The following is a 14508-nucleotide window of genomic DNA, read 5'->3' as shown; positions in this document are numbered from 1 at the left end:
TTATTCTTGAACACGTATTGAATCCTTTCTGGTCCTGTAAAAAGCTATGGCCTTTTGAAATTTTACTGCACCTTCCTTGGTTTGGTCATAAATAAACCCATCCAATTCAGGATGATGCTCAGCTATCCAAGACACCAAATTTTCCCGCCTATCGGCCCACAAAGAATCCTTGAAATCGACATATTCGACGATATCAATACTATAAATTTTGCCATTCTTGATTTTCATGATTTCACGGCTAACGAAGGGTTCTTCTTGCAGAAAAAGAATCCTATCACACGCCTTTGAGACTTTTAATTCAAGGCTGTCCCCGCTTTTGTTAATATCCAAGATCTTATACTTTGGACGGAACACGGAATCCCACTGAAACAAAGAACGATAGCCCTCTTTACTAAAAGTCCTCACATGGTCCATTTCATTAAACCGTATGCTGTCCAAAAACAACCCGACCAGTTCCTTATAATCGGATGTGTTCAGGGCACTGACGTAATTTTCGGCAATTTTCACCGTGTCCATTTCCTTATCCTTCTGATTACAGGACATGGTGATTACCACGCACACAGCGATGACGGCAATCTTCTTAAAGCTGAATTCAATCATAACACAAAAATAGGCTTATCTTAGACGTCCCAAAACTTTGTTCGGATTAAAGATTCCTCAAGCGTATATTTCCCTATGGCATCACTCAAAAAATTCCTTAAATCCAAAGACTACATTAAAATACCTTTGGTATTGACCGAGACCAACCATTTTGAACTCGTTGCCAGTATCAATGGTGTTACGGGCAAGTTTATTTTGGACACCGGAGCATCCAATACCTGCGTGGGGATGGACAAAATTGCATTTTTTGAAATGGCCTCGGAAGCTACGGACATTAAAGCCGCTGGAGCTGGTGCTTCGGAAATGGAAACTTTGATCTCCATTAAGAACAAAATACAGATCGGGGACTGGAAAAAGAAAAAACAGAAGGTCGTTCTTTTTGATCTTACCCATGTGAACCAAGCTTTAGTTTCCCACAATGCCCTGCCCGTTGATGGAATCATAGGCGCGGATCTACTGAAAAAAGGTAAGGCCGTAATCGACTACAATAAAAAATGCCTCTACTTAAAAAAGTAAAGGCATTTGCTTATAGATTTCACGATATCGCTTCGACTTTGCTCAGCGACTTTTCTATTTAATATTTAGATTATAATTCCAACGCTTTTTTCACGTTTCCGTCCATCAACAATTCTTCTGGACTTTCCAATGCTTCTTTGACAGCCACCAAGAACCCTACGGATTCCTTACCGTCAATAATACGGTGGTCATAAGAAAGTGCTACGTACATTACCGGTGCAATGGCAATGGCGCCATCCCTAACAATGGCACGCTCTACAATGTTGTGCATTCCCAAGATTCCACTTTGTGGTGGGTTGATGATAGGAGTGGACAACATGGAACCAAACACACCTCCGTTGGTAATGGTAAAGGTACCTCCTGTCATTTCATCAACAGTAATTTCACCTTCTCTTGCACGGATGGCCAAACGTTTTACTTCGGATTCGATTCCTCTGAACGTCAAGTTTTCCGCATTTCTGATTACGGGAACCATCAAACCTTTTGGTCCTGATACCGCAATGCTGATATCACAGAATTCGTACGTAATCATTTCCTTGCCATCGATCATAGAGTTAACGGCCGGATACATTTCCAAGGCACGGATTACCGCTTTGGTGAAAAAGGACATGAATCCAAGACTTACACCATGTTTGTTCTTGAACTCTTCCTTGTATTGATTTCTCAATTCAAAGATCGCGGACATATCCACTTCGTTGAATGTGGTCAACATCGCGGTCTCGTTCTTGGCAGAAACCAATCGTTCGGCCACCTTTCTTCTTAACATGGACAATTTGGAACGACTTTCGCCGCGGTTACCGCCAGTAGGTGTTCCCATGGATGGAACGGCTTTTACCGCATCATCCTTGGTAATTCTTCCATCTTTGCCACTTCCAGAAACTGATGAAGGGTCGACTCCTTTTTCGTCCAATATTTTCTTGGCCGCTGGTGATGGGGTACCGGAAGCATAGCTTTCCTTTTTGGGTTCCTCTTTCTTTGGCGCTTCCTTCTTTGTTTCTTCTTTTTTGGACTCCTCTTTCTTGGATTCTTCCTTTTTATCTGATTTATCCGATGAGCCTCCGGGTTTTTCGGCGCTTGTATCGATGAGGCAAACCACCTCGCCAACAGCTACGGCATCCCCGACTTCGGCCTTAAGGGTAATAATTCCGCTCTCCTCTGCAGGAAGCTCCAATGTTGCCTTGTCCGAATCTACTTCGGCTATGGCCTGGTCCTTCTCCACATAGTCTCCATCCTCTACCAACCACTCGGCTATTTCTACCTCTGTAATGGATTCCCCTGGTGAGGGAACTTTCATTTCTAAAACCATTCTGTTATAGTTTATACTTGAATTATCTTATTTGCATGTTGTCCTTACTCTTGTCAAAAACGTAGTCCAATACTTGGGCATGACGTCTTTTTGAACGCACGGCACTACCAGCGGCGGGCGCTCCGTAGAACCTGCGGGATGCCACCCTAAACTGTTTGGCCTCGTCCAGATGCATCAACATGTGGCCCCATGCCCCCATATTCCTTGGTTCTTCCTGCGCCCAAACAATATCGTCAGCGTTCTTGTATTTTTTGATAATGCTTCGCATTTCTTCGGCAGGCAAAGGGAACAATTGCTCCACACGTACCAAAGCTACATCGTCCCTTTCCAGTTCATCGCGTTTGTCCAGAAGATCATAATAGAATTTACCGGTACAGAACACCAATGTTTTTACTTTGGTCGCTTTTGCATCGGCATCATCTATCACCATTTGGAAACTACCGTTGGCCATTTCTTCTTTGGTGGAGACTACTTTTGGGTGCCTCAACAAACTTTTTGGCGTAAATACCACCAATGGTTTACGGAAGTTGGCCTTAGTTTGTCTTCGGAACAAGTGGAACAGGTTTGCCGGAGTGGTCACATCCGCCACGAACATATTATCCTTGGCACAAAGCTGTAAGTATCGCTCCATACGTGCAGATGAGTGCTCCGCTCCCTGACCTTCATAACCGTGGGGCAACAAAAGGACCAATCCGTTCTGCAATTTCCATTTATCCTCCGCCGAGGACAAATATTGATCTATAATAATCTGTGCACCGTTACTGAAATCCCCAAACTGTGCCTCCCATATGGTCAATGTTTTCGGACTTGCCATGGCATAGCCATAATCAAATCCCATAACGGCATATTCTGACAGTAAGGAGTTATAGATATGGAATTTCCCATTCTGGTTGTCTCCCATCTCGTTCAGCAGCACCACTTCTTCCTCGTGCATTTCGGTTTTGATGACCGCATGCCTGTGCGAGAAGGTTCCCCTTTCCACATCCTGGCCTGTCATCCTAACATCGTAACCTTCCTCGATCAACGATCCATAGGCCAAAAGTTCGCCCATGGCCCAATCGAGTTTATTATCCTCAAAATACATGGCATGGCGACCTTCCACCAATCGCTCCAATTTCCTCAGGAATTTTTTATCCTCTGGCAATTTGGTGATACTCTTGGCAACCTCATCCAACTTTTTAAGATCGTAGGAAGTGTCCATAGGTTTCAGCATTACCTCTTCGGTCACTTGCTCAAACCCTTCCCATTCATCTTGCATGAACGGGGTTATTCTGGTCTTCTCGATTTTTCGGGAATCCAAAAGATTCTCCTCAAGATCGTTCTTATATTTTTCTTCAAGTTCCTTTACGTAGTTCTCGTCGATAATGCCTTCTGCTATCAACTTCTCTGCGTAAATATCCCTTGGGTTTTTATGCTTTGATATGGATTTGTACAACAACGGCTGGGTAAACTTGGGCTCATCACCCTCGTTGTGTCCATATTTACGGTATCCCAATAGATCCAAGAAAATGTCCCGCTTGTACCGCATTCTATATTCCAAGGCAAAGGTGGTGGCATGTACCACGGCCTCTGCATCATCAGCATTTACGTGAAGTACAGGCGAAAGGGTAACCTTGCCCACATCGGTACAGTAGGTCGAGGACCTTGCATCCAAATAATTTGTAGTAAATCCAATCTGATTATTTACCACAATATGAATGGTCCCTCCTGTGGTGTAACCATCCAAACGGGCCATCTGAATCACTTCGTAGACCACTCCCTGGGCAGCAAAAGCGGCGTCACCATGAATCAAAATCGGTAATACTTCAGAAATATTGTCCCCATGATCGCGGTCCTGCTTAGCTCTGGAAATACCCTCAACGATAGAGTTCACGGTCTCTAGGTGCGAAGGGTTCGGGGCAATGTTCATATTTACCATTTTCCCAGAGTCGGTCTCACGTTTTGAGGTCCATCCCAAGTGGTATTTTACGTCACCATCAAAGATGGTTTCCTCGTAATCCTTACCATCAAACTCACTGAAGATGTCTTTGGGCGACTTTCCAAAAATATTGGTTAATACGTTCAAACGACCTCTGTGGGCCATTCCGACCACAAACTGTTTTACTCCCTTGTCCGCAGCCTTTTCAACGATCACGTCCAATGCCGGGATCAGAGATTCACCGCCTTCCAGCGAAAATCGCTTTTGCCCCACATATTTGGTGTGCAAAAAGCTTTCAAAGGAAACGGCCTCGTTCAACTTACGGAGGATATTCTTTTTCTCGTCCGGTGTAAAATCGGGATGATTATCGTTCTTGTTGAGCCAATCCTGAATCCACTGGATGCGTTCCGGAGTGCGGATATACATATACTCCACCCCAATGGCATCGCAATAAATGCTTTCCAGATGGCGTATGATTTCCTTTAGGGATGCAGGGCCAATGCCCAATATCTTTCCAGCATCAAAAACAGTGTCCAGATCATCTTGGGTAAGACCAAAGTTGTCTATGTCCAAGGTAGGCTCATACTTGCGCCTTTCCCTTACCGGGTTGGTTTTGGTAAAGAGGTGCCCACGGGAACGGTAACCATCGATTAGGCGGATGACCTGAAACTCCTTTTGCAAGGTTTCCGGCATTTCTACTTTCCGTCCATTGGAAAGCACGACCATGCCGCCATCACCCTTATCCGATTCGATTCCCAAATCTTCGAGGGATCCTTCCAGACCAAAATCAAAACCCTGAAAAAAAGCCCTCCAACTGGGCTCTACTTGATCGGGATTCGTTAGATATTTATCGTATTGCTCCGCAAAAAATGAAGTGTGCGCAGCGTTTAAAAATGAATATTTGTCCATTCTTTCTGTTTCTCCAAAACTTTATGGAAAATTTTGTCAAAAATACGGGTTTTAGCATTTATATGCTTGTATTCCCGTGATTTTCTTACTCAAATTTACAACTATATCACAGAATAAACGGTAAAGCAATAAAAATGAAATTTTTAACTGAAATTAACAGTGGAAACTAAAAATAATTTAACTTGACCGACCCTAAACCAACCAAACATGTCCAAACTCAAAAACAGATACCTCTCCCTCGATGTTTTCAGGGGCCTTGATGTTGCCTTGATGATCATAGTCAACTCCCCAGGAAATGGTTCTACCTCCTTTTCACCATTATTACATGCCGAATGGAACGGTTTTACGTTGACCGACCTTGTTTTTCCCACTTTCCTCTTTGTTGTTGGAAACTCCATGAGCTTTAGCATGAAAAAGTATGAAGCTATGGGAAATGGGGCTGTATTTAAAAAAATATTGAAGCGAACCGCCATTATTTTTCTTTTGGGATTTTTAATGTATTGGTATCCGTTTTTTGATGAAGGACAGTTGAAGCCATTTTCGGAAACCAGAGTATTTGGCGTTCTTCAACGTATTGCGCTCTGCTATATGTTCGCCTCCATAATCCTTCATTTTGTAAAGACAAAAACGGCCATTTGGCTGAGCTTGGCATTTTTGGTTGGCTACCATCTGATTCTGATCGGTTTTGGGGACCTCACACTGACAGAGAATGCTGTCCTTAAACTGGATGAATGGCTAATTGGACCGAGCCACATGTACCATGGCGAGGGCATAGCTTTTGACCCTGAAGGATTGCTCAGCACACTGCCAGCTATTGTAAACGTAATTATTGGTTATTTGGCGGGTAGATTTATCCAGAACAACGGCCAAAATTATGAAACAGTGGCCAAATTGATGATGGTGGGCTTTACCCTGATCTTCGCTGGATTGGCATGGGACCTGATTCTTCCCATCAACAAAAAACTGTGGACAAGCTCTTTTGTACTGCTTACTTGCGGAATCGACCTGATGGCGATTGCCATACTCATCTATATTTTGGATATGAGGAAAGCAAAAAGTTGGAGCTACTTTTTTGAGGTCTTCGGCAAAAACACCTTGTTCATTTATCTGTTGTCCGAAGTATTTGTGATATCACTTTACGCAATCAACACCAAAGATGGTTCGCTATATAGATGGATTGCCGACAACGTGTTCATTTCTTGGTCCGGTGGTTATATGGGCTCTTTGTTATTTGCCTTGTGGATCATGTTCACCTGTTGGGTCGTGGGCTACTTTATGGACAAAAAAGGCATCTATGTGAAGGTATGACCAAAGGTCAGCGGCTATATTTGGCCTTGTACCACACTTTTTGCCATTCCCTTTTCAACAACAAAAAGGATACCTCGGCCGAAATGTCAACAACATCGGATGGAGCTATCCTTTTAATTTCATTTTCCGAAATATCCACCACATATAATAGGTTGAGATATTCCGGGAACTTTTCCACAATCAAAAAGTAAATTTTTTCGTGAATGATACTTTTCAGTTCTTCGGGAGCTATATCCAAAGGAAGATTAATGGGCACATTGGCCAATTCAAAATCTTTTTTGAGCTGCATCAAAAGTTTTTGATAGAGCTGCTCTTGCTGGACACTTTCCAGCAACTCCAAACTGTTATTGTAGTTGGGAAGCATACTCTATCTACGTACAAATCAAGATTTGGGATTATTCCGACTTAACTTCTTACTATTTTCTCCCATTCCCAAGCAGATTTCATGGCATCATCCAGACTGGATTTTGCTTTCCACCCAAGCACTTCATTGGCTCTTTTGGTATCGGCATAGGCTTGGATTATATCTCCCGACCTTCTATCCACAATCTTATAATTTAGCTTTTCGCCGGAAACTCGCTCAAAACTTTGGATGACCTCCAGAACGGAGCTTCCGGTCCCTGTTCCGAGATTGAAGACTTCGTAGTTAGTTTCATTTTCATCTTTCAAAAGACGTTGCAATGCCGCTACGTGCGCCTTGGCCAAATCAACCACATGGATGTAATCCCTGATACATGTGCCATCTTCCGTGGGGTAATCATCGCCAAAAACAGAAAGCTGCTCGCGAAGTCCAATGCCTGTTTGGGTGATAAAAGGAACCAAGTTTTGAGGAACACCGATGGGCAATTCTCCAATTTTTCCTGATGGATGCGCTCCTATCGGATTGAAATATCGCAATGCAATGGCTTTAAGGTCTGGGTTTACCTTGCAGGTATCCCTAATAATTTCCTCTCCCACTTGCTTGGTATTCCCGTATGGGGATTCAGCAGGTTTAACTGGGGCTGACTCAGTTATCGGCATTTCATCCGCTTGGCCATAAACCGTGCAGGAACTACTAAAGATGAAGCTTGCACCACCCTTTTTCTTCAACTCTTGAAGGATATAGACCAATACACCAAGGTTGTTCTCGTAGTACAGAAGGGGTTCTTCCACGCTTTCTCCAACAGCCTTTGATGCCGCGAAATGAATTACACCGGCAACATCACTGTGTTTTTGGAAGAAATCTTGGACCTTGGGCTTATCACGAAGGTCAAATTCTTCAAAAAGAGGTTTCTTTCCTGTGATGGCCTCAATACCATCCAAAACATTAATGGATGAGTTGGAAAGGTTATCCACAATAACCACTTCAAAACCTTCATTCTGTAGTTCAACAACGGTGTGGGAGCCAATAAAGCCCAAACCGCCAGTTACGAGTATTTTCATTTTTATTTGTTTACGAAGTCGATTACCAAACTGGTTATATATTCAATTTGTTCATCATCCAGCTCGGTATGCATCGGAAGAGAAATCACTTCGTTCACCAATTGATTGGTCACAGGAAAATCATCTTCGTTGTATCGGTCGTCCACATAAGCTTTCTGTTTGTGCAACGGAACCGGATAATATACACCACAAGGAACGTCGTTATCATTTAAATGTTGCACAAGCGCGTCTCTTTTGCCATTGGTGATCCGTAATGTATATTGGTGAAATACATGGCAATCGCAAACGCTTTTCTCCGTATCGCAACCGCAGGAAATCTTTGGAACAATGATATGCTCCTGCCCCTTAAATGCCTTGGAATATTTTGATGCTGCCTCCCAACGTTTTTGATTGTAGTGGTCCAACTTGGGCAATTTGGCCCTTAGAACAGCAGCCTGAATGGAGTCCAATCGGGAGTTTACCCCGACTACATCATGGTAGTACCTTTTGTACATGCCGTGGTTTACAATACCACGGATAATATGTGCCAAATCATCATCGTTGGTAAAAATAGCGCCGCCATCTCCATAACAGCCCAAATTTTTTGATGGGAAGAACGATGTTGCCCCTACATTTCCGATTGTGCCTGCCTTTTGTTTAGAACCGTCTTTGGAAAAATAAGAACCTCCTATGGCCTGCGCATTATCTTCAATGACATATAAATCATGTTTTTTGGCCAATTCCATAATTTCGTCCATATTGGCGCATTGCCCAAATAGATGAACAGGAACGATTGCCTTTGTTTTAGGGGTAATCGCCTTTTCGATGGCTTTCACATCTATATTAAACGTATCGGGCTCTACATCTACCAAAACAGGTGTTAATTGCAGCAGACCGATTACTTCCACGGTCGCCGCAAAGGTAAAGTCAGCTGTAATCACCTCATCGCCCGGTTTCAGTCCAAGGCCCATCATACATATTTGCAGTGCATCGGTGCCATTGGCACATGGAATCACATGTTTAACGTCCAAATACTCCTGTAGCTCATTTTGAAAGGCCTGTACATGGGGCCCGTTTATAAATGCAGAAGAATCCAAGATTTCCGCAATGGCATCATTGACCTCCGTTTTTATACCTTCATATTGACCTTTTAGGTCAACCATTTGAATTTTTTTCATCCGAATAAATTAATACGTCAAAATTAAGAAATTAAGATGCCATAATGGTCTCTGGCGGAAAGAATGTATTTTAGCGAAAAATGATGTCCTTGCGCTTTCTTTACAACATTCTCATCAACGTTGCTTGGTTTGGCCTTAAAGTGATTGCCCTTTTCAATGCTAAGATCAAATTATTCGTTCAAGGCAGGAAGAGAACTTTTCCTTTGTTGGAAGAAAAATTGAACAAGGGAGACAAAACCATTTGGATGCACGTGGCTTCCCTTGGCGAGTTTGAGCAAGGCCTCCCTATTTTGGAACGATTACGCTCCAAATATCCCGAACATAAATTGGTTCTCAGCTTCTTTTCGCCTTCCGGCTATGAGGTCAAAAAGGACACATCCGCAGCCGATGTGGTGGTGTACCTACCTATGGACAGCAATGCCAAGGTCAAACGCTTTTTAGATCTTATAAATCCGAAATTGGCCATTTTTGTAAAATATGAGGTCTGGCCCAATTACCTATATCATCTCAAAAAAAGAAATATCCCAACCATTTTGGTCTCCGCCATTTTCTCAGAAAGACAGATTTATTTTAAATCCTTTGGAGGGTTTATGCGAAAGAGCCTAAGGAAGTTTGACCATTATTTTGTTCAGGATGATAAATCAAAAAAACTTTTGGAATCCATCGGAATAAAAAATTCCAGTATTGGTGGCGATACTCGATTGGACCGAGTTTCTGAAATCCTGAAACGAAACAACCAATTGGACTTTATGGATCGCTTCAAGAACAATCAACTTTGCTTGGTGGCCGGAAGCACATGGCCGGAAGATGAAAAAATCCTAATCAATTACATCAACACAGCCACCGAAAAAGTAAAGTTTGTCATCGCACCGCACGAAATCAAGTCGGCACATATCGATAAAATTGCTTCTGCACTCGAAAAACCCGCGGTACGCTACTCCGAATTGGGCAACCAAAACCTTATGGAAATCGATGTCCTTATTGTGGACACCATTGGTTTGCTGACCAAAATTTACAGCTATGCCAACGTTGCCTACGTGGGCGGTGGCTTTGCCACAGGATTGCACAATACCATGGAGCCTGCGGTTTTTGGCATCCCAATTATCATCGGACCACAATTTGGAGGTTTCAAGGAAGCGGAGGACTTGGTCAACGAAGGAGGAATTATTCCGATTTCCAGTCAGGATAGTTTTGACAATTTGATGAATGACCTATTGAACAAACCTATTTCCATCAAAAATATTGGAGCTATCAACGCCAATTACATCAACGTCAATAAAGGTGCTTCGGAATTGATCATGAAATACATTTCCAAGATTTTATAAATTTTGGTTAGCTTTAGCAAAATTCATCCTCCATGGACAAACGTATTTTCAGAATTTCATTGACGGCGGCCCTAGCGGGCTTTTTGTTTGGGTTCGACACCGTAGTAATCTCCGGGGCCAACCAACCCATAAAAGAGATATGGGACACCAACTGGTTTTTGGGCGATTCCATTTTTACCTTCCACGGTATCTTTATCATGTCCATGGCATTGTGGGGAACCGTTTTAGGTTCGCTTTTCGGGGGAATTCCCACAGACCGTTTGGGAAGAAAGAAAACCTTGTTCTGGATAGGCATTCTGTATTTCGCATCGGCTCTAGGCTCGGCCTTTGCTCCGGAAGCTTATAGTTTTTCGTTTTTTAGGTTTATCGGCGGCGTGGGCGTAGGAGCCTCATCTGTAGCTGCTCCTGTTTACATTTCCGAGATTTCCACGGCCCAGACCCGAGGAAGGCTCACGGCCATGTACCAGTTCAATATTGTTTTTGGGATTCTATTGGCTTTTATCTCCAACTATCTTATCGGGATAATTTTTGAGGAAAGCATAGCTTGGCGTTGGATGTTGGGCATTGAGGGCCTCCCCGCTCTGATCTATACCATCATGGTGTTCAAAATCCCCAACAGCCCAAGATGGCTTTTAATGAAGGATAAGGCAGATGCCCTGGTCATCGAGTCCATAACGCTTTTGGGAATTGCGAAGGACAAGGCATCACTTCATCTGGAACAAATCAAAATTGCGATAGTGGAGACCAAAGAAAAGACAAGTGAAGGCTTGTTTTCTGGAAAGTACAATAAACCTTTGGTATTGGCTTTTTTAATCGCCTTCTTCAATCAACTATCTGGGATCAATTTTGTCCTCTACTACGCACCTGAAATTTTGGAACGGGCAGGTCTCGCTTCAGGTGAATCGCTTTTTAGTTCCATATCCATCGGTGTCATTAATTTGATTTTCACCTTTGTAGGCATATCCCTTATCGATAAACTTGGCAGAAAACAACTCATGTACATTGGCTCCATCGGATACATTGTGAGTTTGGCCATGGTGGGATGGTGCTTCTATTCAGGGGCCAACTCGATATTATTGCTGACTTTCATCTTGATTTTTATTGCTTCACATGCAGTAGGGCAGGGCGCGGTTATTTGGGTGTTTATTTCTGAAATATTCCCTAACAAGGTTCGCTCCTACGGACAATCCTGGGGAACAGGGACACATTGGGTCTTTGCCGCTCTGATCACCTTGCTGACCCCTACCTTTTTGGATGCGGAGATAGGCATCTTCAAGGAGAATCCATGGCCTATTTTTATCTTTTTTGCTGTCATGATGGTACTTCAATTGTTATGGGTGATTTTTATGATGCCGGAAACCAAAGGCATTACTTTGGAAGAACTTGCAAAACTGCTGAGCAAAAAGAAAGATGACAACGATTGACCCATTCACATTACGTAGCCTAAAAACATCCGTTAATCGAATAGTGGTCGGCCCATATAAGGAAATAACCAAATATTTTCTTAAATTGTTAGAAACTACACTATTATGGAAGATGAAATTAGCATAGGCAACAAACTCATGGTCGGGTTTTTACGAATCATGGTTTTTATATTGATCGTAATCTTGATAGCAATCCCTGTGTTGATTGCACTTGACTTTCTAGGAGTTTTAGAGGCTATGGGTCTTTCTAATTGAAGATAACATCCTGCTCGCCCATTGATTTTGTGATCAATTTGATGTAGGAGTCAATGGTCTTGTTCACGTTTTCGGGCTCGGTAACATCCACATCGCCCCTCCAGATGAGCTCTATCTCCTTTCCTACGCAAATACAGTAGAGAGATGTTTCAGCGTGGTAAATATTAAAACTGTCGTAATACTCAGAATTGTAGTAGATATCCTGATGCTCTAAATAATCACTGCTGAACCTGAGCATCATTTTATCAATATTGTTGATGCGTTCCCGAAATGTCCTCCTATTTTCCGCACCCACCACCTTGGTAAACAGAATGGCATCAAAGCCCTTGTCCAATAGTTGTTCCTCTACCTCTTTTAATTCTTGCTCCGACCTTTCAGCTGAAGTAAATTCCACATCGAACAGGTCAATGCTGCGCATGGCATCTACCCCTTGCTCTTTCAAAGCATGGACAAATCTATCCTCAAACTCCATTCTGGCCGCATCATCTTTTACCATACCCACGACCAGTACTTGATAGGCATCAAAAACCACATTGTCCGGGTTCTTCCAAGTACTCACCAACTTGGTAGACGAACAGCTGGTAAGTAGCAATAGAATTATGCCTATTAATTTGAGTTTCATCACGATTGTTTTAAAAAATTCATGCGCAGCAAATGCCTAATTTATCAATGCGAGGCAAAAGTTGCCTGTCTCTTTTCAAGTTGTCTTCTTAAATCCTCAACAGTTTGGGACATGGATTTTTCAAAATCATCGGTATCGGACTTTGCAAAGATTCTTGGTCCGGGGGCACTCAGTTCTATTTCACAAATCTTGCCTTCTCCCGTTTTATCGTTCTCTGTTTTAAATAACACATTGGCCTTGATCAACCAGTTATATTTTGTTTCCAACCCTTCCAGTTTTTTCATTAATAATTGGGTTAATGATTCGCTGGTCATCATCTTTTGATATTGAACATGTACTTCCATGATTATTGTTTTGATTATATTCAAATCTAAGCCTAGTAAAGATACTATTTAATGACAATTGTCAGTTCAAGTTCAATTTCTATCCCAAGAAAAAAGGCTGCCCTGTACTCTGTAATACGGAGAACCAAAATTCGCCCTCCAAATCAATTTTCTTGCGTTTTTTGGTTACTTCCGAGATGGGAATGTACACGTACCTATTGTTGACCCTGCTGGCGACAAATTTGGTCTTTCCGGCCATGGCCCCGTGCACCGCATGGTATGCCAATCGGCTACAATATACACTATCGCTGGAATTGGCAGGTGCGCAACGAACAATGTAGCTTGGGTCGATATATTTAATGGTCACAGGACTCTTTCCTTTGAAGTATTCCGATATTTTTTCCTTTAGGAAGACACCAATATCCTCGTGCTGAACATTTCCCGATGCATCGGTAACTATTTGCCTTTCCTTGAACAATTGTTGGCCAGCACCCTCGGCCACTACAATAACCGCATGTTTTTTCTGAAGCAACCTTTGTTCCAGAGCAGCAAAAAACCCATTTTCCCCCTCTAATGAAAAATTCATCTCCGGGACCAACACAAAATTGACCACTGGCATGGCCAAAGCGGCCGATGCTGCGATAAAACCGCTGTCCCTCCCCATTAATTTGATAATGGAAATACCATTGTAAGCCCCTGTAGCTTCGTTGTGGGCATCCCTTAAAATGGGACTGGCCACATCAAAAGCTGTCTGAAATCCAAAGGATTCATCGATCAGGTCAATATCGTTGTCGATGGTCTTTGGAATCCCTACAACGCTGATTTTGGCATCTCTTTTGGAAATTTCCTCACCAATGGCATTCACACCTTTTAAGGTTCCGTCCCCTCCGATGGCAAAAAGCATGTCAATCTTATTGCTTTCAAGGGTATCCACCATTACCGAGACATCCTGTCCACCTCTTGAAGAACCCAAAAAAGTACCTCCAAATTGATGAATATCCTTGACCTTATCCGGGGTCAATTCCACCAGCTCATGGCCCTTTTCAGGATTTAGACCTTCATATCCGTAGGGAATACCAACAATTTTTTTAACCCCGTAGAAATAATGAAGAGCCATCACCAAGCCCCTGATCACATTGTTTATTCCGGGGCACAGTCCACCGCAAGTAACTATGGCCGCAGTGGCATTCTTGGCATCAAAAAATATATCCTGCCTTGGCCCCGCTTGCTCCATGCAGATAGGAGACTCTCCATCGTTCAAACAGTGATTATAATAGTCCATGGAAAGGTCGAACACCAGTCTATCGGACTCGCTCACAAAATTAAAAATATGGTCTCCCTCTACGGTACTAAGTTGAAGGGGCGACCTATATGTAGGCGCCCCTAAGTTTTCAATATTAAAAATGTTCTTATCACTCACTGT

The 14508-nt window shown here is 42.8% G+C and carries 13 protein-coding genes; 4 read left to right on the top strand and 9 right to left on the bottom strand.

Going from position 1 to position 14508, the window contains the following annotated elements:
* The gene (locus J0656_RS13165) at nt 1–600 is read right to left on the bottom strand and encodes a hypothetical protein (protein ID WP_207034661.1); all 600 of its coding nucleotides are present in this window, start codon (nt 598–600) and stop codon (nt 1–3) included.
* Nucleotides 601–675: 75 nt separating this feature from the next.
* On the opposite strand from J0656_RS13165, the gene J0656_RS13160 reads away from it, so the two are divergent.
* Nucleotides 676–1116, top strand: coding sequence for a retropepsin-like aspartic protease family protein (locus tag J0656_RS13160; RefSeq protein ID WP_207034659.1), 441 nt, complete (start codon nt 676–678; stop codon nt 1114–1116).
* A gap of 70 nt (nt 1117–1186) precedes the next feature.
* Here the strand turns inward: J0656_RS13160 and odhB are convergent, their stop codons facing one another.
* Entirely contained in the window at nt 1187–2422 is a 1236-nt protein-coding gene (gene odhB / locus J0656_RS13155; RefSeq protein ID WP_207034657.1) for a 2-oxoglutarate dehydrogenase complex dihydrolipoyllysine-residue succinyltransferase, read from the bottom strand.
* A 22-nt stretch (nt 2423–2444) separates the two neighbouring features.
* A complete protein-coding gene (locus J0656_RS13150; RefSeq protein WP_207034655.1) occupies nt 2445–5249 on the bottom strand; it encodes a 2-oxoglutarate dehydrogenase E1 component in 2805 nt (934 codons plus the stop codon).
* 207 nt (nt 5250–5456) lie between these two features.
* Between J0656_RS13150 and J0656_RS13145 the strand changes: the two genes are divergently transcribed.
* Nucleotides 5457–6557: an acyltransferase family protein gene (locus J0656_RS13145; RefSeq protein ID WP_207034653.1), complete on the top strand. Its 1101-nt coding sequence runs from the start codon at nt 5457–5459 to the stop codon at nt 6555–6557.
* Between the two features lie 7 nt (nt 6558–6564).
* On the opposite strand, the gene J0656_RS13140 is transcribed toward J0656_RS13145, so the two are convergent.
* Genes J0656_RS13140 through J0656_RS13130 form a run of 3 tightly spaced genes read right to left on the bottom strand, consistent with a single transcriptional unit; the run spans nt 6565 to nt 9136 of the window.
* Nucleotides 6565–6921: a hypothetical protein gene (locus J0656_RS13140; RefSeq protein ID WP_207034651.1), complete on the bottom strand. Its 357-nt coding sequence runs from the start codon at nt 6919–6921 to the stop codon at nt 6565–6567.
* Between the two features lie 41 nt (nt 6922–6962).
* Nucleotides 6963–7979 (bottom strand): UDP-glucose 4-epimerase GalE, encoded by a 1017-nt coding sequence (galE, locus tag J0656_RS13135; protein WP_207034648.1) that lies wholly within the window; start codon nt 7977–7979, stop codon nt 6963–6965.
* A gap of 2 nt (nt 7980–7981) precedes the next feature.
* Nucleotides 7982–9136 (bottom strand): DegT/DnrJ/EryC1/StrS family aminotransferase, encoded by a 1155-nt coding sequence (locus J0656_RS13130; protein ID WP_207034646.1) that lies wholly within the window; start codon nt 9134–9136, stop codon nt 7982–7984.
* 83 nt (nt 9137–9219) lie between these two features.
* On the opposite strand from J0656_RS13130, the gene J0656_RS13125 reads away from it, so the two are divergent.
* Nucleotides 9220–10461, top strand: coding sequence for a 3-deoxy-D-manno-octulosonic acid transferase (locus tag J0656_RS13125; protein WP_207034839.1), 1242 nt, complete (start codon nt 9220–9222; stop codon nt 10459–10461).
* Between the two features lie 32 nt (nt 10462–10493).
* Nucleotides 10494–11885: a sugar porter family MFS transporter gene (locus tag J0656_RS13120; protein ID WP_207034644.1), complete on the top strand. Its 1392-nt coding sequence runs from the start codon at nt 10494–10496 to the stop codon at nt 11883–11885.
* A gap of 247 nt (nt 11886–12132) precedes the next feature.
* Here the strand turns inward: J0656_RS13120 and J0656_RS13115 are convergent, their stop codons facing one another.
* From J0656_RS13115 to J0656_RS13105, 3 genes are all read right to left on the bottom strand, one after another.
* Nucleotides 12133–12762, bottom strand: a complete 630-nt coding sequence (locus tag J0656_RS13115; RefSeq protein WP_207034642.1) for a hypothetical protein — start codon at nt 12760–12762, stop codon at nt 12133–12135.
* 44 nt (nt 12763–12806) lie between these two features.
* Nucleotides 12807–13106, bottom strand: coding sequence for an HPF/RaiA family ribosome-associated protein (locus J0656_RS13110; RefSeq protein WP_207034640.1), 300 nt, complete (start codon nt 13104–13106; stop codon nt 12807–12809).
* A 79-nt stretch (nt 13107–13185) separates the two neighbouring features.
* A complete protein-coding gene (locus tag J0656_RS13105; protein WP_207034638.1) occupies nt 13186–14505 on the bottom strand; it encodes an ATP-dependent 6-phosphofructokinase in 1320 nt (439 codons plus the stop codon).
* Between the last annotated feature and the right edge of the window lie 3 nt (nt 14506–14508).

The organism is Flagellimonas aurea, assembly GCF_017313785.1.
GTDB lineage: Bacteria > Bacteroidota > Bacteroidia > Flavobacteriales > Flavobacteriaceae > Flagellimonas > Flagellimonas aurea.
The sequence above is the reverse complement of the archived record's forward strand: the minus strand, read 5'-3'. Positions and strand labels throughout refer to the sequence as shown.